This is a genomic window from Pelagibius sp., assembly GCF_965249265.1.
GTDB lineage: Bacteria > Pseudomonadota > Alphaproteobacteria > Kiloniellales > Kiloniellaceae > Pelagibius.
Genome location: NZ_OZ252224.1, coordinates 1,264,093 through 1,283,172 on the forward strand (window position 1 = coordinate 1,264,093; position 19,080 = coordinate 1,283,172).

A 19,080-nucleotide genomic window follows, 5' to 3' on the forward strand; every position below is an offset into this window, starting at 1 on the left:
GTTTCTCTCTGCTATCGTTTGACCTTCTCACTAGGGTCAGTCATTCCCCCTTGCCTGCTGTCACTTTCCGTAAACGTAATCGGGAAGCCAGAGCGCAAGCTGGGGAAAGGCCATCACCAATGCCAGCGCCAGCGTCATCACCAGGACGAAGGGGATGATGGATCGGTAGATATCGATCAGCGTTATTTCCTTCGGTGCCATCGCCCGCATCAGAAAGAGGTTGTAGCCGAAGGGGGGCGTCATGTAGGCGATCTGACAGGTGATGGTGTAGAGCACGCCGTACCAGATCAGATCGAAGCCCAGCACTTTGACAAGCGGCACGTAGAGCGGCGCGACGATCACCAGCATGGCGGTGTCGTCCAGGAACATGCCCATCAGCAGATAGGAAAGCTGCATCATGATCAGCACTTCCCAGGGCGACAGGTTCCAGCGCGTGATGAAGAGGGACTCGATGGCGCGCGCCGCGCCGATACCGTCGAAGATGGCACCGAAAGCCAGGGCCGCCAGTATGATCCAGAGGAACATGCAGGAAATGCCCAGCGTCTTCCTCACCGTCTGGTGAAAGATCTGAAAGGTGAGGCGGCGCTTTGCAATGGCGGCCAGGGTGGCGCTGGTGGCGCCGACGGCCGAGCTTTCGACAAGGCTGGTAATGCCCATGACGAAAAGGCCGGTCATGAAGAAGAAAATCAGGAAAGGGATGATCCCGGCGCGCAGCAGCCGCAGCTTCTCGGCCATGGGAATGTCCAGTTCTTCCCTGGAGAGCGTCGGGCCGAGGTGCGGTTGGGCGCGGCAGCGTATCGCGATGTAGATGATGAAGAGGGCCGCCATCATCAGGCCGGGTATGGCTCCGGCCAGCCAGAGCTGGCCGACCGGTTGCCGGGCGATCATGCCGTAGAGCACAAGCACTACAGAGGGTGGCACCAGGATTCCAAGCGACGAGCCCGCTTGCACTACACCGGTGATCATCACCTTGTCGTAGCCGCGGCGCAGCATCTCCGGCAGTGCGATACTGGCGCCGATCGCCATGCCTGCGACGCTGAGGCCGTTCATCGCCGAGATGACCACCATCAGGCCGATGGTGCCGATGGCAAGGCCGCCCTTTATGTTCCCGAACCAGACGTGGAACATCTTGTAGAGGTCTTCGGCGATGCGTGTTTCGGAGAGGATGTAGCCCATGTAGATGAACAGGGGCAGGGTCAGCAGCGGAAACCAGTTGAACAGCTTGAAGGCGGCGTTGAAGGGCATTTCGATGGCGCCCTCGCCGTAGAGCAGCAGCGCCGCCGATGCGGCGACAAAGCCGATGGCCGCAAAGACCCGCTGCCCCATCAGGAGCATTACGAGCATCGTCGCGAACATCGTAATGGCGATGAGTTCGTGGCTCATTGCACCGACTCCCCCTTCGCCTTGGCGAAGTCCTTAAAGAACATGGAGACGGCTTGCAGCAGCATCAAAATGATGCCGGCCACCATGATGACCTTGATCGGGATCATGGAGGGGTTCCACATGGAGAAATTGCGCTGGTCGTATTTGATCGCATAGGCGGTGCTGGAGATCGATCCGACCAAAAGGCAATCAGATAGAACACCAGGAAGAAGCTGGTGAAGGCGTCCATCCGCGCCTTGCCTCTCTCTGAGAAGCGGTCGTAGAGCAGGTCCATTCGGACGTGATCGCCGAGCTGCAGGGAGTAGGCGCCGCCGCAGATGTAATAGGCCGCCAGAATGAACTGGGCCATCTCGATGGCCCAGTGGATCGGTATGTCGAGAATGTTTCTGGTGATGGCATTCACCAGGAGAACGCCGATCATGGCGACGATGAGATACATCGTCACGATGCCGATCTTCTCCGAGATGGAATCGATGTACTTCACATATAGCTTTATTGCTCTCGGCAATGCCCGAAACCCCCTGCAGCCCCGATCTGGATTTGCGCCAACCCGCGGTTTCTTCTTCTTCTCCCAGGTCTGCGCCTTTTTGACGTCCGCAATATCATCGCACTGTTGTCTTTGCCGCCGCCAACACTTTCTGCATTTCCGGCCCCGGCGGTTTGTCCGTAACCAGGGTTTGTATGCGCTCCAACGGGCACACCCTGAAGCTGCCTTTGCGCCCGAACTTCGTCGAATCGGCGAGAACGACCGCTTCTCCGGCGTTGTCGATCATGGCGCGGGCGATCTGGGCTTCGTCAAAATTGAAGTCCATCGCGCCTTCCCGGCTGTCGAGGGCGCCGACGGTAATGACGGCATAATCGGCGCGGAAGCTGGCGATCTGTTCGATGGTCGTCGGCCCCACGGTTTCGCGGTTGTCGCCGTCGAAGCGGCCGCCAAGCAGAAAAACACTGGACCGGTTGTCCGCCGACGCCATGGTCTCGGCGATCCGCGAGGCGTTGGTGACCACCGTCAGCCCGCTTACCTTGGCGAGTTCCTGCGCGCACATCAGAGTTGTCGACCCGGTATCGATGAAGAGTGTCTGGCCGGGCGAAAACAGCGCCGCCGCCTTCGCGGCAATCGCGCGTTTGGCGGCTGCGTTCTGTGCCATCCGCTCGCGGAACGGCCCCTCGGCGCCGTCGCGCGGCAGGCGGGCGCCGCCATGGAACTTTTGGACCGTGCCGGCCTCGGCAAGGGCGCTCAGATCGCGGCGAATGGTTTCGTGCGAGGTATCGAAGCGGACGGCCAGGTCGTCGACCGTGACCTGCCGCTGCTTTTGCACCAGCTCGGCTATCCGCGCTTGCCGTATTCTCGGCCGCATTTCCGAACCCCCGTCACTCCCGAACCCCCGCGCCGCAGCTTGGCGGTTGCGCCGCCCAAAGCACTCAGCTTGCCATTTCTGACTATAAGTGCACTGACTGAATTCACATAAATTACATTAACTTATTGATTTATATTGTAAATAATTCAGACTACAGATAATCGAAACTTGACCGTTCGGTCATTTGTTTTTAGGCTAGCCGTCTCACGGGAATGGCACAAGCCCCAAAACTTGCCCAGAGGGTCTGGAGACCGGTCATGCCGAGTGCGCCACCGGAAAGCGAAGAATATTTTGATGTCGCGGTGATCGGCGCCGGCGTCGTCGGCTGCGCCATTGCGCGGCGCTTCACGCTTGAGGGCGCGCGGGTCGTTGTGATCGAGAAGGCCGTCGATATTCTCGACGGTGCCAGCAAGGGTAACAGCGGCATCCTTCACACCGGTTTCGATGCGCCGGTCGGTTCTCTCGAACAGCGCTGCATCGCAGCGGGCTACCGGGAATACCTCGACATCAAGGACCGGCTCGGGCTCTCGGTTCTCAAGACCGGCGCGCTGGTACTGGCCTGGACTGAGGAAGAAGAAGCGCGGCTCGAAGCCTTAATGGAACAGGCGAGCGCCAACGGTGTCGACGATGTCGAGCGGCTCGGCGTCACGGAGATACGGGCGCGGGAACCCGGCCTTTCCGATCGGCTGAGAGGCGGGTTTTCAGTGCCGCGGGAATACATCATCGATCCCTGGACCGCACCGCACAGTTATCTGCTGCAGGCGCTTGAGAACGGCGCCCGGCTGCTGCGCCGCGCAGAAGTGTTGGATGGCGGCTTTGACGGTTCGGCCTGGCGCCTGGAGACGTCGCGCGGCGCGGTCAGGGCGAGCACGGTGATCAATGCCGCGGGGCTCTATGGCGACCATGTCGACCAGCGGCTTCTGCAGGCAAGCAGCTATGCCATTCGCCCGCGCAAGGGCCAGTTCGTGGTCTTCGACAAGGCGGCTGCTGCGCTGCTGTCGGCGATCCTGCTGCCGGTGCCGACGGCGACGACCAAGGGCATCGTGGTCTGCAAGACAAGTTACGGCAACGTGCTCGTCGGTCCGACGGCCGAGGAGCAGGAGAGCCGTGACGAAGCCGGCGTCGATCACGAGACCCTTGCCGCCTTGCAGCGGCGCGGCATTGAAATCCTGCCCGGCCTGGCCGACTTCGAGGTGACGGCGACCTATGCCGGCCTGCGCCCCGCCACCGCCGATAAGGATTATCAGATCAAAGACCACCCGGCGCAGCGCTACATCTCCGTCGGCGGCATTCGCTCGACCGGTCTCTCGGCGGCGTTGGGCATCGCCCGTCATGTCTTCGATCTCTATGGGCAGTTCGGGGGCCGGCATCAGCCTCCGGAAACGCCGCACTGGCCCAAGGTCAGCCCGATTGCGGAATACCAGAACCGCGGCTGGACCGAACCGGGCAATGCCGGGGTGGTCTGCCATTGCGAACTGGTGACCCGCCGCGAAATCGAGGAGGCGCTGAACGGACCGCTTGCTGCAGGCAGCCTGCCCGGCCTGAAGCGCCGGACCCGGGCGACGATGGGTCGTTGCCAGGGATTCTACTGCCTCGGTGAACTGGCCGAGATCACCGAGGGACGGTTCGAAAGGCCTCTGGCAACAGCCTATGACAGCAATTCCTGAGCATGCCGGAGGACTGCCGGGCGCCTGCGATGTTGCCATCGTCGGCGGCGGTCCGGCGGGTCTCGGCGCGGCCCTGCGCCTGAAACACCTCGGGATCGAGGCCATCGTGCTGGATCGCGAGGCCGAAGCCGGCGGCATCCCGCGCCACTGCGGCCACTATCCTTTCGGCATGCGGGAGTTTCACCGCATCCTGAAGGGGCCGGACTACGCGCGGCGCCTGGTGCAAGCAGCGAAACAGGCTGGTGTTGCGATCTTCACGCAAACCAGCGTCGTGGCTTTGGATCCTGGGCCCTGCCTGACCGTGACGACACCGGACGGTAGAGCTGAAATTCGGGCCAAGCGGATTCTGCTTTCTACCGGGGTGCGTGAACGCAGCCGGGCGGGCCGCCTGGTCGGCGGCCAGCGGCCCTGGGGCGTCCTCTCGACCGGGGCGCTGCAATCCATGGTCTATCTGAAGGGCAGGCGGCCCTTTGAGCGTCCGGTGATTGTGGGCAGCGAGTTGGTCTCCTTTTCCGCGATCCTGACCTGCCGCCATGCCGGCATCCGGCCTGTGGCGATGGTGGAGGCCAACGACCGGGTGACCGCCTGGTGGTTCGCCGCCGGGTTGCCGCGCCTGACCGGTGTTCCGCTTCACCTCAACAGCCGGGTGTTGCGCGTTGTCGGGGATCAGCGGGTCGAGGCGGTGGAATTGCAGAACGGCGCCGGCGCGTCGCGTCTTATCGAAGCCGACGGAGTCATCTTCAGCGGCCAGTTCCTGCCGGAGGCGACGCTGCCGCGTGCGGCGGGACTGACGATCGATCCGGGCAGCGGTGGCCCGGCGGTCGATCAGTACGGGCGTTGTTCCGACCCGGCGGTCTTTGCCGCCGGCAACCTGCTGCGTCCGGTGGAGACAGCCGGCTGGTCGTGGCAGGAGGGAGTCTTTGCTGCAGACAGGATCGCGGCAAGCCTCGCGGGGCAACTGTCCGAAAGGCAGGGGGCGATAGAAATGCGGGTTCACGGTGATGCGGCGGTCAAGTTCGTGCTGCCGCAGCGTCTGGCGTTGCCCGTGCTGCCAGGTGCTATGAGGAACCTTCAGCTTCGGGCCAAGCGGCCCTTCCACGGCACCCTGTCTGTCCGGCAGAACGGCAGGACCCTGTGGTCGGGCCGGCGGTCCGGCCGTCCGGAGCGTCGTATCCTTTTGCCCTTGGCGCCGATTGCCGAAAAAGCGGTTCCAGGTACCATCGAGATCGACCTGCAGGAAGAGTTCTAAGTCGGGGGTTCGCGAATATGGCTGTCGTTGCAATTGATCAAGGGACGACCAGTACCCGCTCGCTGTTGCTTGCCAAAGGGCGGGCGCCGAGGGTGTTGCGTGCCATTGAGCACAAGCAGATCTATCCGCAACCCGGCTGGGTCGAACATGATCCGGAGGAGCTTGTCGGCAACATCCTGCTCTGCGCCGAGGCGGCCGACGACATCGAAGCCATCGGCATCGACAATCAGGGGGAAAGCTGTCTCGCCTGGGATCGGGAAACCAAAGCGGCAGTCTCGCCGGTGCTGGTCTGGCAGGACAATCGGACCCAGGCTGCGATCGACCGGCTGAAAGCCGAGGGCGCTGAGGCCGTGGTCTTGGAGCGCGCGGGCCTGCCGCTCGATTCCTACTTTTCCGCCTCAAAGCTCGCCTGGATTCTCGAAAACAATCCGGAGGCCTGACGGCTTGCCGCCGAGGGACGCCTCTGCCTGGGGACGACCGATGCCTTTTTCCTGGACCGTCTGACCGGGCATTGCGTTACCGACATCACGACCGCTTCGCGGACATCCTTGATGAACCTGGCGAGCGGTGCCTGGGACCCGGATCTCTGCGCACTCTTCGGCGTGCCCATGGACGCTCTGCCGCAGATCGTGCCCTCGACCGGAGACTTCGGGGCGATGCAGGTCAACGGCCGGGCGGTTCCGGTTGCCGCGAGCATCGTCGATCAGCAGGCCGCGCTCTACGGCCACGGCTGCCGGGCGGCCGGCGATGCCAAGATCACTTTCGGTACCGGCGCTTTCGCCCTGATGGTGACGGGGGCGGAGATCCACCGCGCGCCGGAGAAGGGGCTGCTGCCGACCGTCGCCTGGCAGAAAGAGGGGGAGGCGCCGGTCTACGGCCTCGACGGCGGTGTCTATTCCGCCAGTGCCGCGGTCAACTGGGCGCGAAGCCTGGGGCTGTTCGAGGAGTTCGATGCGATCAACAGCTTCGATGGTCCTTCGGCCATAGAGCGCGGCCTCGCCTTCGTCCCAGCCTTGACAGGCCTTGCCTGCCCGCACTGGGACCGCAAGGCTCGGGGCCTATGGCTCGGCATGGCCCTTGAAACGACCCAGCGCGACCTTGTGCAGGCGGTGCTGGAAGGAGTCGCCTTTCGGGCGGCAGAGGTGCTGACCGCGATGAACGAGCGCGTCGCCATGGCCGGGCCGCTGTCGATCGACGGCGGCATGGCGGCCAATGGCTACTTCCTGCAGTTTCTGGCCGACATCCTGCAGCGTGACCTTGCGGTGCCGCAGAGCGGTGAGCTCACCGCCATGGGGACCGCCTGCCTCACCGCAGAGGTGATAGGCGCGGTGGCGGAAGAAACGGACGATGTTTCGGTCGTCAAACCGCGCGTCGACCTGGACCGGCATCGCGCAGACTTTTCTAAGGCCGTCGACCTCTGCCGTTCCTGGGCGCCGGGACAAGCCTGAGGTTGCCGCGCAGTGGTCGTCTATGCGAAGCGATCGTGCCGATACAAATAGCGAGTTCATTTCAGCACTTCTTAATATGCGCTAACCTGATTCCAGCCGGACGCCCGTGCTTCCAATGGGCGCCCGCTTGAAGGGATATCGGGAGTTCTGAAAATGACCACTGAGGATTTTGCGCTGGAAGGCGGCTGCGCCTGCCGGGGAGTCCGCTACCGCCTGACCGCGCCGCCGATCTACGTCCACTGCTGTCACTGCCGTTGGTGCCAGCGCGAGACCGGGAGTGCCTTTGTCCTCAATGCCATGATTGAGGCCGGCCGCGTCGAACTGTTGAAGGGGGAGCCGCTGGCGGTGATGACCCCGTCCAACAGCGGCAAAGGCCAGAAGATAACGCGCTGCCCGGACTGCATGGTCGCGCTCTGGAGCAACGATGCCGGGGCCGGCGATGCCCTCAACTTCGTGCGTGTCGGAACGCTGGACGATCCCGACAGGGTGCCGCCGGACATCCACATCTTCACCGACTCCAAGCAGCCCTGGGTCATCCTGCCGAAGGACAAACCGTCGTTTCCCGAATACTACAACCGCAAGGAGGTTTGGCCGGCAGCTGCGCTGGCCCGCCGTTCGGCGGCTTTGGGGCGCTGAGCGGCGGTCGCCAAACCGCCTCGCTCAGGCCGAAATACCCTTGTAACCCTTTATACTCAAAGCGTTTTGCGCCCTGCGGGCGGTGATGGGCAGGTGTATTGAGCCGTTGCCGGATAGTGATCGATGGTTGAAAAGAAGTTCTGCTTGCCGGTTCTGATATAAACGATTTGTTAAGCGTATTCGGTCAGGTTCCATTAAATTTCACTAATGAACCGTGAGTCCGAATCGGTTGAAGACAATGGCAGCGCCCATTCCCATAAACGAGCCTTTGCGGCTGCAGGCCCTGCTCGAGCTGGACATCCTCGACACGCCGCCCTGTCCGCGGCTGCAGTCCCTCGTGCAGATAGCGGCGCGTGTACTGGGCGCGCCGGTTGCGCTTGTTTCGTTGATCGATTCCGACCGGCAGTGGTTCAAGGCCAACGTTGGCCTTGATGCGGCGGAAACCTGCCGCGACTATGCATTCTGTGCCTACGCAATCCTTCAGAGCGAGCCGCTGATCGTCGAGGATGCATCGTTGGACCCGCGTTTCGCGGCCAATCCCCTGGTGACGTCGGCGCCCTTCATGCGTTTTTATGCCGGAGCGCCGCTGACCACGACCAAAGGCCACAACCTCGGTACGCTCTGTGTCATCGATCAAAAACCGCGGTCGCTGACATCGGAGCAGGTCTCCACCTTGCAGATGCTCGCCTCATTGGCGGTACAGACCATCGAGACTCAGGAAAGGCTTGATCACGCTGAGGCCCGCGTCAGCCAACGGAGCCAGGTGGATGGCCCCCTTACGGCAAGCCTGTCGAGCTTCGGGCACGAGATGCGGACGCCGCTGAACCATATCATCGGCTTCGCCGACCTTATGAAGCTCACCTTGCCGCCGGAAGGGGAGGGCAAAGCGTCCCGCCACCGGGAATACCTGGATATCATCCGGCAAAGCGGCGCACATCTTCTGGGCTTGATCGACAATGTCATCCGTAGCGACCGGACGACCCTTGAAGACAGTCTGCAGGCGGTTCACGTCGACGTAAATGCAGCCCTGGCGGAGGTCGTGCGATCTTTTACCGGGACCGTCGAGGCCAAGCAGCAGTCGTTGCGCTTTCTCCCCGATGCGGGCAGGGCCATTGTTCTCGGTGACCCGACGGCGCTGCGTCAGATTGCGATTAATCTGATCGCCAATGCCTCCAAGTATTGCCCCAACGGCGCCTCGATTGATGTCTCCGTCTATCAAGCTGCCGTTGGCTCCCGAATCTGTGTAGCCGTGGAGGACAACGGCCCCGGGCTGCCCGAGGATGTTCGTGAGGAGTTGGGCCGGCCCTTTGTCCGTGGGGCGAAGGCTTGCGTGAGCGGAGAAGACGGATTCGGCTTGGGCCTGCACATCATCAAGCGCCTGAGCGAGGCCATGCGGGGATCGCTGGACTTTGAAGAAGGCAGCGAGGGTGGCCTGCGGGCCGTGCTGCAGCTTCTGGCCGCCGACCAGGAGGCCGGTTACGCCGCACCGGTTGTTGCCAAGCTCTGACACTGTTTGTGCTGGTGATGCCTCCGCAGCTTGGACCTTACAACTATGTGCGGATCTTCTACTTGGCGCCGACCCGCGCCAGGACTTCCGGCGGGATGGCGTACTCGGCGATAGGGTCGTCGTGACCCATAAGGCCGCATAGCTCGCGTTGAATGAAATAGCCGTAGACCGCGTCCGCTGCGGCCTGCAAGGCGGCCTGTCTTCCGGTTGCGGTTGTGCCGTTGCGGGTGTCTTTGCCTGGGTCCCCGTCAAGCTTCTTCAGGGCATCCAGAGCCTGCCGAACCTGCCGGCCTGCGTGGCCGAGCGAAGCGGCTTTCTCCGCGAGGATCTCGCCGTCGAGGACGCTGGCCCCAGTCTCAGCATTCAGGCCGGTGGAGAGGTTCTGCGGTAAGCGAAACGACATGGGGTGCTCGTAAACAGTAGCTGTCGTGGGTCCTTACAGTGGCTTGACTTCTCGGACCGGTGGGATGCTATCGCCTGTTTGGGGTCGAAGTCACCGATTTTGAGCTTGGCGGCAGTGTGATCGGGCCGACCACGACACTCCCCGACCTCGGGTGAATTTCATTCACGCCCGCCTGTGTCTTTCGCGTTTGCCGCTTGGCCCCATTGCCGCGACCTTGGGGCTCCCTTTGACCACGGAGAGTGCCCTCATGCCCCGAACCACCGAGCCCGTTCTTTATGAAGTCTCCGATGGCATCGCCACGCTGACCCTGAACCGTCCGGCAAAGCTGAATGCCATCAACTATGCGATGGCCGATGCGTTGCTGGCCCGGCTCGACCGCCTGGAGGTCGAGGGGGCGGTGCGGGCGGTAATTCTGACGGGGGCGGGCGAGCAGGCGTTTTCGGCCGGCGGCGATATTCATGAGTTTTCCGAAAGTGTCGCCGCGGGGCCGAAGACGGCACTGCGCGATTTCGTGCGTCGCGGTCAGGCGATGACGGCCCGCATCGAGGCCTTTTCGAAACCGGTCATCGTTGCGGTGAACGGTCTCGCCTTTGGTGGCGGCTGCGAAATCACCGAAGCGGCGCCGCTGGCCGTTTCGAGTACGGCCGCCGTTTTCGCCAAGCCCGAGATCAAGCTCGGCATGCCGCCGACCTTCGGCGGTACCCAGCGCCTGCCACGCCTTGCCGGGCGCAAGCGTGCTCTGCAACTGCTGCTGACGGGGGAGACCTTCTCACCCGAGCGGGCCTTGGAATTGGGTCTGGTGAACCAGGTTGTGGCGCCGGAGGATCTGCTGCCCGCCGCGCGCGATCTTGCCCGGCGGATCATGGAGTATTCACCCTTGGCGGTCAGCGCCATCCTCGGTGCCGTTACCCGCGGCATCAATCTCTCCATCGCCGAGGGGTTGCTGGCGGAAGGTGAGGCCTTCGCGCGGCTGGTGCCGAGCCATGACCTGGGGGAGGGCCTGGCCGCCTGGAAGGCACGTCGCCCTGCGGTCTATGAAGGGCGCTAGAGCAAGCCGGCTGTGTTTTAATCGACTGGTTTGCCGCGCATGTCGAGCTTGCCGCTCAAAATGCCGAAGACCTCGCTAATCCGTTTGTTTTGTGTTGCGAGGGTTTTGGCGGAGGCGACCCGATAAGCAAGCCCGCGTTGCTTGCCGGCGGTCTGAGCCTTCCAAAGGCGATCCATTTTCCTGTTGGCTGACAAGGCCTCCTGCAGGGCTTTTGGTACGTTGACGGCGTCCTGATCGGCGATGTCGAAGCAGACTTCAACGATGTCGCCGACGCCGCTGCCCAGGGTCCGCAGCATTTTTCGGGAGAGAAGAATGTACCAGCAGCCCCTGACCGGAGTCAGCGCCGCTTCGAAGGGGTGTTCGCCAATTTCTCCCGAGACGCGCAGCCTGGGATATGTCTTCAAGGGAAGCTTCTGGGCCAGCTCACCGGGCAGAAAAACGACCGTATAGGCATAGGTTTCGCTGCCGACGTCATGGTGGACGATTTCACCTTCGAAACGGTATGGAAAATAACTCACGGTCGCTTCGATACTGTGATCATGAAAGGTTTTCCGCAGCGCCGGGCTCCAATGTGCTGCAAATCCACTCCCGAAAGCGGGCCGCTGCGGGGCGCCGCAGCGCGTCCTCGCCGCCGGTCAGCCAGTAGGCTGTTGATGCGCGCTGCGGCGGGCCCAGAACCTGAACCAGGCGGCCGGCTTCGAGGTCCGCGTCGATCAGCGGGCGGCGGCCGACGGCGACCCCCAGACCGGCCGCGGCGGCCTTCAGGGCCATGTCGATGTTGTCGAAACGCGGGCCCTGTTCCAGGTCGATGTCGTCAACGTCGATACCGGCGAGCCGGGCCCAGGCCGCCCAGTCTTCACTGACGCTGGTGACCTGCAGCAGGGTCTGTTGTCCGAGGTCGCCGGCGTGGCGGATCGCCGGGGCCAGGACCGGGGCGCAGACGGGCACCAGGTATTCGTCCAGCAGGTTGTCCGCATGGAGGTGGGGCCAGCGACCTTGGCCCATGCGGATTGCAAGGTCGATCCCTTCACGGTCGAGGTCGACGCGCCGTTGGCTGGTGTCGAGTGTGACGGCGATGTCCGGGTGCCGTTCGCTGAAAGCGGCGAGCTTCGGGATCAGCCAGCGCAGACCGAAGCTCGGTGCGACCGAGAGCGCGAGCCTTTGCCTGGTCTCGCCTCCTTGCTTGCGCCCCGGAAGTGCGGCGGTGGCGCGGGCCAGCCTCTCCAGGGCGGCGCGGATCTCCGGCAGGTAGGCGGAACCGGCTTCGCTCAAGGTCAGGCCGTTGGGGCTGCGGTGGAAGAGCGCCACGCCGAGCTGTTTTTCCAGAGCGCGGATGGCATGGCTGACGGCGCTGGGGCTGCGGTGCAGTTCGGCGCCTGCGGCCTTGAAGCTCAGGTGGCGCGCCGCAGCCTCGAAAAGGCGCAGGGCGCTCAGCGGCGGCAGGGGGCGGGGCATAAGGACCTCCTGGAAAAATGACGGGCCTGAAAAAAAATGATAGGCGGCTGTCACAGGCGGCGGTCCTGGATCGTCATAAGGGTATAAAGCGAATTCAGCCCGACGAAAGAAGGACCGTCATGAGCGACAGCGAAACCCTTGAGAGAGTATCATCGAAAAGCAAGGCCGTGAACTACGAGACGGTTATTCCCAATGTTTTGAAGGCCATGGCCGGGGTCAACGAGGTCATGGCCGCCAGCGGCTTCGACCGGACCATCCATCATCTGGTGCAGCTTCGCGCCTCGCAGATCAATGGTTGTGCCTACTGTGTGAAGATGCATACCCGCGAAGCGCGCGAGGACGGCGAAACCAACGATCGGCTGGACCGGGTGATCGTCTGGGCGCATGTCAGCGACTTCACGGCGCGGGAGCGGGCGGCCCTTGCCTGGACCGAGGCCTTGACGATCCTCGACCCCAAGACCAACCTCGGTGCTCTGCGGAAAGAACTGCGCGAACAGTTTTCCGAGGCCGAGATCGGTATCCTCACCGGAACCATCGCCCAGATCAACCTGTGGAACCGTATCGCCATCTCCCGGCATTGATGGGTAGGACCATGAGGCAGAACAGCGATTCGCTGAACCGTGAAGAGACCGAAGTCTTCGAGGAGGCCCGTCCCCGGCTTCTGGGGCTGGCCTATCGCATCCTCGGCTCGCGCGCCGATGCCGAGGACGCGGTTCAGGACAGCTTTCTGAAATGGGTCCGGGCTGAGCGCGGCGAGATCGAGAACCCTGCCTCCTGGCTGACGACGGTCTGCGTCCGGCGCTGTCTCGATCTGCAGCGCTCGGCTCAGCGCAGCCGCGTCAACTACGTCGGCGCCTGGCTGCCCGAGGCGGTGCAGACCTCCGTTGAGCACGAGGCGGAAGCGCGGATGGATCTTTCCGCCTCCCTTACCACCGCGTTCCTGTTGATGCTGGAGCGGTTGAAGCCCAAAGAGCGTGCCGCCTATCTGCTGCACGACATCTTCGAGATGCCTTACGCGGAGATCGCTGGGATGTTGGAGATCAACGAGAGCACCTGCCGCAAGTGGGTGTCCCGCGCCAAAGCCCATATCGAGCAGGCGAAGGTGCGTCATGCGACGCCCCTGGAACAACAGGACCGGTTGCTTGCCGCCTTTCGGGCCGCGGTCGAGGAAGGAACCACGGCGAGGCTTGCCGAACTGCTGTCGAGCGATGTCCGTTTGAGCACCGACGGCGGCGGCAAGGTGGTGGCGCTGCGCGAGACGCTGCATGGTGTGGAGCCGGTGCTGCGCTTTGTTTCGCAGGGCCTCAGCCGCTATTGGATCGGCTTCGAATGGGTCGTCACGGAATTGAACGGTGGCCGGGGTATCCTGCTCCGGCAGGACGGTGCGACGGTGGCGGCGGTTTCCTTTTCCTTTGACGAGGCGGGGAAGGCCACGGGCATCTTCATCCTGCGCAACCCGGACAAGCTGGCCCATCTCGGTCCTGCCGTCCTGCAATAGAAACAAATCCGACGACAGTGGAGGTTCACGGCCATGCGGACGCCGTCGCTTAAACCCGTCTTACTCTTAGGAGTGCTATCTCTCATGAGCAGCTTTCCCCCAACAGCAGCCGCCGAGCAGCGCGGCGTGTCTCTTGCCATCGTCAATCCGGCGGAACTCTATGACCCCGCGCCCAACGGCTACAGCCATGCGGTGGTCGCCAAGGGCGGTTCGCGCCTTGCCTTCATCGCCGGTCAGGGCGGGGAGGATGCAAGTGGTGCCCTCCCGCCCAACTTCGCCGATCAACTACGCCAGGCTTACGCCAACCTGCGGCTTGCACTGGATGCCGTCGGTGCTCGGCCGGACCAAGTGACGATGATCACCACCTACGTTGTGGACTACGATCCGACGATGCTGGCGGTGATGACCCGAGAGGTGAAGGAAACCTTTGGCAAGGCGCTGCCGGCCCAGACCCTGGTGCCGGTGCCGCGCCTGGCCCTGGACGGCATGCTCTTCGAGGTCGATGCCGTGGCGGTGCTGGAGTAGAGTGGTGTTCTGAGAAGAGACCTGGAAAAGGGAATGGCACTAGAGTCTGTAAATCAGCCTTACGACCAAGCCGATTTTCACAGGCAACTGGTAGTGCTTGCCGGGGTCGAGGCGTCGTCCCGAGTACTTGACGTCGGTTGCGGTATTGGCAGAACTCTCCGGGAGGCTGCGCTGGTTACTCAACAGATCGTTGGTGTAGACAGCAGTGAAGAGTTCCTGGAGCTGGCAAGGCGTTCTTTGAGCGAGACAGGTCACGACAGTGTGGTGGAGCTTTTAGGCGTCGATCTTAACCGAGATGTCTTGCCGTTTCCCGATGCCGATTTCGATAATCTGGTCTGCCAGAACGTCCTTGAGTGTATCGAGGATAAGCCGCGGCTTGTCGCCGACTGTCACCGCGTGTTGAAGCCGGGCGGCGTGTTTCTTCTGGCGCACCATGACTTCGGTGGAGTTATGGTGAACAGCCGTGACAGCGGGCTTACACGGCAGATCCTTGCCGCCTATGCTGACGAGGCGCAAGGCTGGATGGACACCAGCGACGGAGAGATGGGTCGGAAGCTCCCTGGCTTGATGCAGGGCAGCGAATTCCGGGAAATGACAAGTGAGACACGGCAGCTTGTCGCCTTCAGCTTCGCCGAGGGAACCGCTGCGCACGACTACTGCTCGGACGCCGCCAAGGCGGCAGTTCAGAGGGGGATCGCCAAGCCGGATGTCGATCGCTGGTTTGCCGATCTCGTGGCACTCGAACGCCGCGGAGAATTCTACTTCAGTATTCCCTGGGTTTATGTAAAAGCGCTGAAGTGACGGCGCGCGGGATATCCGATAAGCCCCAAACTTCTTAACGCTGGTGGGCCGTTGCCGGGCGATATCACCCGCACGGATCGAGCGCTTTCCGGTCGCACATCTAGCTGGTATGGTAGTTGTCCGGAAAGGATGGAATTGACCATGAACGCAAAAACCCCATGAGTGCAGAAGCCTGGGACCTTGAGACGACGCGGCGCACCACCGCCGATGACATCTTCGAAAAGCTGCGTGCGGATATCGTGTCCCTGGACCTGCCGCCGGGCACGAAGCTGTCGGAGGCGGAGGTGGCGCGAAAGTTCGATGTTTCCCGCCAGCCGGTGCGCGAGGCTTTCATCCGCCTGGGGAACATGAAGCTTCTGCGCATTCAGCCGCAGCGCGCAACCATCGTGCGCCGCATCTCGCGCAGCGAGATTCTGGAAAGCCGCTTTATCCGCACGGCGGTGGAGACGGAAATCATGCGGCTGGCCTGCGAGCGCTATGACCCCGCTCACGAGAAGCGGTTTAAGAGCAATCTGAAACAGCAGAAGGCCGCCGTCGCCGCGGGCGATACGGACCGCTTCAACAACCTGGACTATGCGTTTCATCGCTTGATCTGTGACGCGGCGGGTTGCGACTTCGCTTTCAAGACAATCGCCGAGAACAAGTTCTATGTCGACCGGCTCTGCATGCTGTCGCTTTCGAGCAAGGCGGGGCAACAAGAGGTCTATGAAGACCATGTCGGCATCTTCGAGCGGCTGAGTGCTGGTGATGAAGCCGGCTTGATTGCCATCACCCGGCTGCACTTGTCGCGCCTTAACGAGACTCTGGACTACGCCGAGAAGCAGTATCCCGCCTATTTCGAAGACTAAGTTGGTGTTTTGGAGTTTCGGCGCCGGGCCGGAATCGCTTCGACGCAAGTCGCCTAAGACTTAAAGACTCACCAGGCCGGGCAGGGTCATGGAGATCGCCGGTATGAAGGTGACGGCGAGCAGGGCCGCCAGGATCGCCAGGTAGAACGGCCAGATCGATTTCAGCGTTTCCTCGATCGGAACCTTACCCACGGCGCAGCCGACAAAGAGGCAGGCGCCCACCGGCGGCGTGCAGAGGCCGAGCCCCAGATTCATCAGCAGCATGATTCCGAACTGAACCGGGTCCATGCCGATGGCGCTGGCGATGGGCAGGAAGATCGGCGTGCAGATCAGGATCAGCGCCGCCATGTCCATGATCATGCCCAGCATCAAAAGCATCAGGTTGATCATCAACAGGATCATGATCGGGTTCTCGGAGATCGCCAGCAGCGAGCGGCTGAGCAGTTCCGGCACCTGATAGAGCGCCAGCAGATAGCCGAAGGCGCTGGCGCAGCCGATCAGGATCATCACCATGGCGGTGGTCCTGACCGAGTTGACGACGGCGGTTTTGAAAGCCTCCCAGGAGAGCGAGCGGTAGACGATGACCGTCAGGGCAAGGGCGTAGATCGCGCCGAAGGCGCCGGACTCGGTGACCGTGAAAACGCCGGAGAGAACGCCGCCGACGATAATAATGGCGGTGACAAGGCCGGGAATTGCCGTGGCGGCGGCAAGGGCGACCACGCGCCAGCCGGGAAAGGCCTCGGCCGGGTAGTTGTGGCGCAATGCGACGATATAGGCGGCGATGGCAAGGCAGAGGCACATCAGAATGCCCGGCACCACCCCGGCCATGAAGAGTTTGGAGATCGAAATCCCGCCGCCGGCGGCGACGGTGAAGATGATCATGTTGTGACTCGGCGGAATCACCACACCGGCGATGGAGGAGGTGACGGTGACGTTGACCGCATAGTCGCCGCGGTAACCCTTTTCCTTCATCACCGGAATCAGGATCGATCCGAGCGCGGAGATGTCGGCAACCGCCGAGCCGGAGATGCCGCCGAACAGCATGCTGGAGAAGATGTTCACCGAGGCCAGGCCGCCGCGCACATGGCCGACCAGAGCGGAGGCGAAGCGCACCAGCCGGATGGCGATGCCGCCATGGAGCATCAGCTCGCCGGCGAAGATGAAAAACGGGATCGCCAGCAGCGAGAAAACGGTGATGCCGGAGGTGATGCGCTGGAAGGTGATGAGAAGTGGAAAGCCCTCGTAGAAGAAAACGGCGGCGGCGGCGATCCCCATCGCAAAGGCCACCGGAACGCCGATCACGATGCAAAAGGCAAAGAGACCGAGCAGAAGGGCCAGCCCCACGGTCAGTGCGCTCCGGCGTTACTGGAGGGATGTTCGGCCGGCTGCGTTTCGTCAGTGTCCCGGCCGATCCAGTATTTGTGCACCATGCCGATGGTCCGCCCTCCGGCGAAGAGAAAGATCAGGCCGCCGCAGATCGCCGCGGGCAGGGTGCGGACGCCCTCGGGAATATTCAACATCGGCAGCAGGGTGCCCCAGCCGAAGGCGACGAGTTCCAGGCAGGACAGGAACATCACCAGGCCGAAGGCGGTCATGGCGGCCTCGGCGAGAATGCGCAGGGAGCGGCGCAGCGGCGCCGGCATGGCCTCGCGGATGAAGGAGACCCCCAGATGGGTGTTGTCCTTGACCCCGGCGGCGGCGCCGAGGAAGGCGATGTAGCAGACCAGCACCAGGGCGAGTTGTTCGACCCAGGTGGGGGTTTCGTTCAGCACGTAGCGGCCGAAGACCAGCCAGGCGAAAATCGTGATGAGGACAACCATGGCAAGGCTGCTGAGCAGGACGCAGCAGGATCTGATCAGCGTCAGTACCTTGTCGGTGGCATTGCAGACGGAGGCAACGGACTTCACGGTATGAACCCCTTGGCGGAAGCTGCGGCACACCGGCGATCCCGCAATCATTGCAGGGCCGCCGGTATGGTCCGCAGGTTACAGCAGGTCAGTCCGCGTTGCGGATCAGGTTGACCAGTTCCGTCAGGTCGGGGTTCTGCTCCAGGAACTGATCGTAGACCGCGCCCATCGCATTCTGGAACGGCGCCTTGTCGGCGATCTGGTTGACCACCGTGCCGCCGGCAACGACGGCATCCATGCTCTTGCGTTCACGCGCCTGCCACAGTTCACGCTGCTTCAGGGCGCTGGCGTGTCCGGCCTCTTTGAGGACTTTCTGATCCTCGGCGGAGAGACCGTCCCAGGTCTTTTTGCTCATGCAGAGGCATTCCGGAATGATCAGGTGCTCGGAGATCGAGTAGTACTTCGCGACCTCGAAGTGGTTGGTCGACTCGTAGGACGGCGGATTGTTCTCCGCACCGTCGACCACGCCGGTCTTCAGGGATTGATAGACTTCGGCGAAAGCCATCGGCGTCGCGTTGCCGCCCATCGATTCGATCATGCCGACGAAGAGGTCGTTGTTCATGACCCGCACTTTCATGCCGCCGACGTCCTCTGGTTTGTTGATCGGCTTCACCGAGTTGTAGAATGAGCGGGCGCCGGCGTCGTACCAGCCCAGCGCCACGATGCCCTTGGCCTCCATGCCCTTGCCGATGGCCTCGCCCGCGGCGCCGTCCATCAGGCGGTACATCTGATCGATGCTTTTGAAGATGAAGGGCAGGGAGACGACGTTGGTTTCCGGCACAGCCTGGCCCATTGGCCCGAGGCTGAAGACGGCGAAGTCGATCGCGCCGAGGCGGACCTGCTCGATAGCATCGGGTTGGGAGCCCAGCACGCCGCCATGGAAGACCTTGCCGCTGAGGCGGCCGTCGGTCTTCTCCGCAACCTCGGCGATGAACTGTTCCATGCCGTGGGAAACAGGATAGTCGGGGACGTGGATGTTCCAGCCCCGGAGTTCCTTGGCCTCCAAGGCCGTGGGCAGGGCCAGGCCCGCCGCCGCCAGGAGGGCGCCGCCCAGGGCGAAACCGCGCAGGATGTTCACTGTTTTCATTGAGTTTCCTCCCAATTCGAATGCCTGCATTTCGGGATCGCCGTAGCAGGTCTGGATGATTTGCTGCGCAAGCATCTGCTGCTTGACAGTGTCTGGCATACTACCATACTAATTTTGCCGAACAAGCCGAATTCATGCCCGTCCCGGGTCTGACATCCGGTGCGCAGACAAGCGCCGTCATCGGATGACGGCACCATTCTAACGCCGTTTGTAACGAACAATACAACCAGCGAATCACCAGTAGCTTTTAGGAGAGACCC

The 19,080-nt window shown here is 62.5% G+C and carries 20 protein-coding genes and 1 pseudogene; 12 read left to right on the top strand and 9 right to left on the bottom strand.

What is annotated here, in order from left to right:
* Positions 1-60 precede the first annotated feature (60 nt).
* The 3 genes from ACP146_RS06105 to ACP146_RS06115 all read right to left on the bottom strand — a co-directional run bounded on the left by ACP146_RS06105 (position 61) and on the right by ACP146_RS06115 (position 2,741).
* The gene (locus ACP146_RS06105; protein ID WP_422365881.1) at positions 61-1,383 is read right to left on the bottom strand and encodes a TRAP transporter large permease; all 1,323 of its coding nucleotides are present in this window, start codon (positions 1,381-1,383) and stop codon (positions 61-63) included.
* Between the two features lie 103 nt (positions 1,384-1,486).
* Positions 1,487-1,867: a TRAP transporter small permease subunit gene (locus ACP146_RS06110; protein WP_425032321.1), complete on the bottom strand. Its 381-nt coding sequence runs from the start codon at positions 1,865-1,867 to the stop codon at positions 1,487-1,489.
* A gap of 118 nt (positions 1,868-1,985) precedes the next feature.
* Positions 1,986-2,741 (bottom strand): DeoR/GlpR family DNA-binding transcription regulator, encoded by a 756-nt coding sequence (locus ACP146_RS06115; protein ID WP_422365883.1) that lies wholly within the window; start codon positions 2,739-2,741, stop codon positions 1,986-1,988.
* Between the two features lie 257 nt (positions 2,742-2,998).
* Between ACP146_RS06115 and ACP146_RS06120 the strand changes: the two genes are divergently transcribed.
* From ACP146_RS06120 to ACP146_RS06145, 6 genes and pseudogenes are all read left to right on the top strand, one after another.
* Positions 2,999-4,408 (top strand): NAD(P)/FAD-dependent oxidoreductase, encoded by a 1,410-nt coding sequence (locus tag ACP146_RS06120; protein ID WP_422365884.1) that lies wholly within the window; start codon positions 2,999-3,001, stop codon positions 4,406-4,408.
* Positions 4,392-5,657 carry an NAD(P)/FAD-dependent oxidoreductase gene (locus ACP146_RS06125; protein ID WP_422365885.1) on the top strand — a complete coding sequence of 422 codons (1,266 nt, stop codon included), beginning with the start codon at positions 4,392-4,394 and terminating at the stop codon, positions 5,655-5,657. Before ACP146_RS06120 ends, ACP146_RS06125 begins: the two co-directional genes overlap by 17 nt.
* Before the next feature lie 17 nt (positions 5,658-5,674).
* A pseudogene (locus tag ACP146_RS06130) lies at positions 5,675-6,370 on the top strand (FGGY family carbohydrate kinase); the annotation flags it as partial.
* Positions 6,371-6,412: 42 nt separating this feature from the next.
* Entirely contained in the window at positions 6,413-7,105 is a 693-nt protein-coding gene (locus ACP146_RS06135; RefSeq protein WP_422369622.1) for an FGGY-family carbohydrate kinase, read from the top strand.
* Positions 7,106-7,258: 153 nt separating this feature from the next.
* The gene (locus ACP146_RS06140; RefSeq protein WP_422365886.1) at positions 7,259-7,741 is read left to right on the top strand and encodes a GFA family protein; all 483 of its coding nucleotides are present in this window, start codon (positions 7,259-7,261) and stop codon (positions 7,739-7,741) included.
* A gap of 238 nt (positions 7,742-7,979) precedes the next feature.
* Positions 7,980-9,248 carry a sensor histidine kinase gene (locus tag ACP146_RS06145; RefSeq protein ID WP_422365887.1) on the top strand — a complete coding sequence of 423 codons (1,269 nt, stop codon included), beginning with the start codon at positions 7,980-7,982 and terminating at the stop codon, positions 9,246-9,248.
* A 58-nt stretch (positions 9,249-9,306) separates the two neighbouring features.
* Here the strand turns inward: ACP146_RS06145 and ACP146_RS06150 are convergent, their stop codons facing one another.
* On the bottom strand, positions 9,307-9,651 hold the full coding sequence (locus ACP146_RS06150; RefSeq protein ID WP_422365888.1) for a DUF6665 family protein: 345 nt from the start codon (positions 9,649-9,651) through the stop codon (positions 9,307-9,309).
* A gap of 247 nt (positions 9,652-9,898) precedes the next feature.
* On the opposite strand from ACP146_RS06150, the gene ACP146_RS06155 reads away from it, so the two are divergent.
* On the top strand, positions 9,899-10,699 hold the full coding sequence (locus ACP146_RS06155) for a crotonase/enoyl-CoA hydratase family protein (protein WP_422365889.1): 801 nt from the start codon (positions 9,899-9,901) through the stop codon (positions 10,697-10,699).
* 17 nt (positions 10,700-10,716) lie between these two features.
* Here the strand turns inward: ACP146_RS06155 and ACP146_RS06160 are convergent, their stop codons facing one another.
* Both ACP146_RS06160 and gcvA read right to left on the bottom strand, forming a co-directional pair.
* Complete coding sequence (locus ACP146_RS06160; protein ID WP_422365890.1) at positions 10,717-11,217, bottom strand: YdeI/OmpD-associated family protein; 501 nt, start codon at positions 11,215-11,217, stop codon at positions 10,717-10,719.
* A 19-nt stretch (positions 11,218-11,236) separates the two neighbouring features.
* Positions 11,237-12,154, bottom strand: coding sequence for a transcriptional regulator GcvA (gene gcvA, locus ACP146_RS06165; protein ID WP_422365891.1), 918 nt, complete (start codon positions 12,152-12,154; stop codon positions 11,237-11,239).
* A 119-nt stretch (positions 12,155-12,273) separates the two neighbouring features.
* Between gcvA and ACP146_RS06170 the strand changes: the two genes are divergently transcribed.
* From ACP146_RS06170 to ACP146_RS06190, 5 genes are all read left to right on the top strand, one after another.
* Positions 12,274-12,735, top strand: coding sequence for a carboxymuconolactone decarboxylase family protein (locus ACP146_RS06170; RefSeq protein WP_422365892.1), 462 nt, complete (start codon positions 12,274-12,276; stop codon positions 12,733-12,735).
* Positions 12,736-12,746: 11 nt separating this feature from the next.
* Entirely contained in the window at positions 12,747-13,652 is a 906-nt protein-coding gene (gene sigJ / locus ACP146_RS06175; protein ID WP_422365893.1) for an RNA polymerase sigma factor SigJ, read from the top strand.
* Between the two features lie 84 nt (positions 13,653-13,736).
* On the top strand, positions 13,737-14,177 hold the full coding sequence (locus ACP146_RS06180) for a RidA family protein (protein ID WP_422365894.1): 441 nt from the start codon (positions 13,737-13,739) through the stop codon (positions 14,175-14,177).
* A 33-nt stretch (positions 14,178-14,210) separates the two neighbouring features.
* Positions 14,211-14,978 (top strand): methyltransferase domain-containing protein, encoded by a 768-nt coding sequence (locus ACP146_RS06185; RefSeq protein WP_422365895.1) that lies wholly within the window; start codon positions 14,211-14,213, stop codon positions 14,976-14,978.
* Positions 14,979-15,136: 158 nt separating this feature from the next.
* The gene (locus ACP146_RS06190) at positions 15,137-15,826 is read left to right on the top strand and encodes a GntR family transcriptional regulator (protein WP_422365896.1); all 690 of its coding nucleotides are present in this window, start codon (positions 15,137-15,139) and stop codon (positions 15,824-15,826) included.
* Between the two features lie 60 nt (positions 15,827-15,886).
* Here ACP146_RS06190 and ACP146_RS06195 read toward each other — a convergent pair whose 3' ends face one another.
* The 3 genes from ACP146_RS06195 to ACP146_RS06205 form a co-directional block, all read right to left on the bottom strand.
* Positions 15,887-17,170, bottom strand: a complete 1,284-nt coding sequence (locus ACP146_RS06195) for a TRAP transporter large permease (RefSeq protein WP_422365897.1) — start codon at positions 17,168-17,170, stop codon at positions 15,887-15,889.
* Between the two features lie 2 nt (positions 17,171-17,172).
* Complete coding sequence (locus ACP146_RS06200) at positions 17,173-17,733, bottom strand: TRAP transporter small permease (RefSeq protein ID WP_422365898.1); 561 nt, start codon at positions 17,731-17,733, stop codon at positions 17,173-17,175.
* An 88-nt stretch (positions 17,734-17,821) separates the two neighbouring features.
* Entirely contained in the window at positions 17,822-18,820 is a 999-nt protein-coding gene (locus ACP146_RS06205) for a TRAP transporter substrate-binding protein (protein ID WP_422365899.1), read from the bottom strand.
* Between the last annotated feature and the right edge of the window lie 260 nt (positions 18,821-19,080).

What these genes read in the sequence shown, in the direction of transcription:
- ACP146_RS06125 (WP_422365885.1), top strand. Translation starts at nt 4,392, where the DNA reads ATGACAGCAATTCCTGAGCATGCCGGAGGACTGCCGGGCGCCTGCGAT.
- ACP146_RS06145 (WP_422365887.1), top strand. Translation starts at nt 7,980, where the DNA reads ATGGCAGCGCCCATTCCCATAAACGAGCCTTTGCGGCTGCAGGCCCTG.
- sigJ (WP_422365893.1), top strand. Translation starts at nt 12,747, where the DNA reads ATGAGGCAGAACAGCGATTCGCTGAACCGTGAAGAGACCGAAGTCTTC.
- ACP146_RS06180 (WP_422365894.1), top strand. Translation starts at nt 13,737, where the DNA reads ATGAGCAGCTTTCCCCCAACAGCAGCCGCCGAGCAGCGCGGCGTGTCT.
- ACP146_RS06190 (WP_422365896.1), top strand. Translation starts at nt 15,137, where the DNA reads ATGAGTGCAGAAGCCTGGGACCTTGAGACGACGCGGCGCACCACCGCC.
- ACP146_RS06105 (WP_422365881.1), bottom strand. Translation starts at nt 1,383, where the DNA reads ATGAGCCACGAACTCATCGCCATTACGATGTTCGCGACGATGCTCGTA.
- ACP146_RS06205 (WP_422365899.1), bottom strand. Translation starts at nt 18,820, where the DNA reads ATGAAAACAGTGAACATCCTGCGCGGTTTCGCCCTGGGCGGCGCCCTC.
- ACP146_RS06170 (WP_422365892.1), top strand. Translation starts at nt 12,274, where the DNA reads ATGAGCGACAGCGAAACCCTTGAGAGAGTATCATCGAAAAGCAAGGCC.
- ACP146_RS06155 (WP_422365889.1), top strand. Translation starts at nt 9,899, where the DNA reads ATGCCCCGAACCACCGAGCCCGTTCTTTATGAAGTCTCCGATGGCATC.
- ACP146_RS06150 (WP_422365888.1), bottom strand. Translation starts at nt 9,651, where the DNA reads ATGTCGTTTCGCTTACCGCAGAACCTCTCCACCGGCCTGAATGCTGAG.
- ACP146_RS06115 (WP_422365883.1), bottom strand. Translation starts at nt 2,741, where the DNA reads ATGCGGCCGAGAATACGGCAAGCGCGGATAGCCGAGCTGGTGCAAAAG.
- ACP146_RS06185 (WP_422365895.1), top strand. Translation starts at nt 14,211, where the DNA reads ATGGCACTAGAGTCTGTAAATCAGCCTTACGACCAAGCCGATTTTCAC.
- gcvA (WP_422365891.1), bottom strand. Translation starts at nt 12,154, where the DNA reads ATGCCCCGCCCCCTGCCGCCGCTGAGCGCCCTGCGCCTTTTCGAGGCT.
- ACP146_RS06120 (WP_422365884.1), top strand. Translation starts at nt 2,999, where the DNA reads ATGCCGAGTGCGCCACCGGAAAGCGAAGAATATTTTGATGTCGCGGTG.
- ACP146_RS06140 (WP_422365886.1), top strand. Translation starts at nt 7,259, where the DNA reads ATGACCACTGAGGATTTTGCGCTGGAAGGCGGCTGCGCCTGCCGGGGA.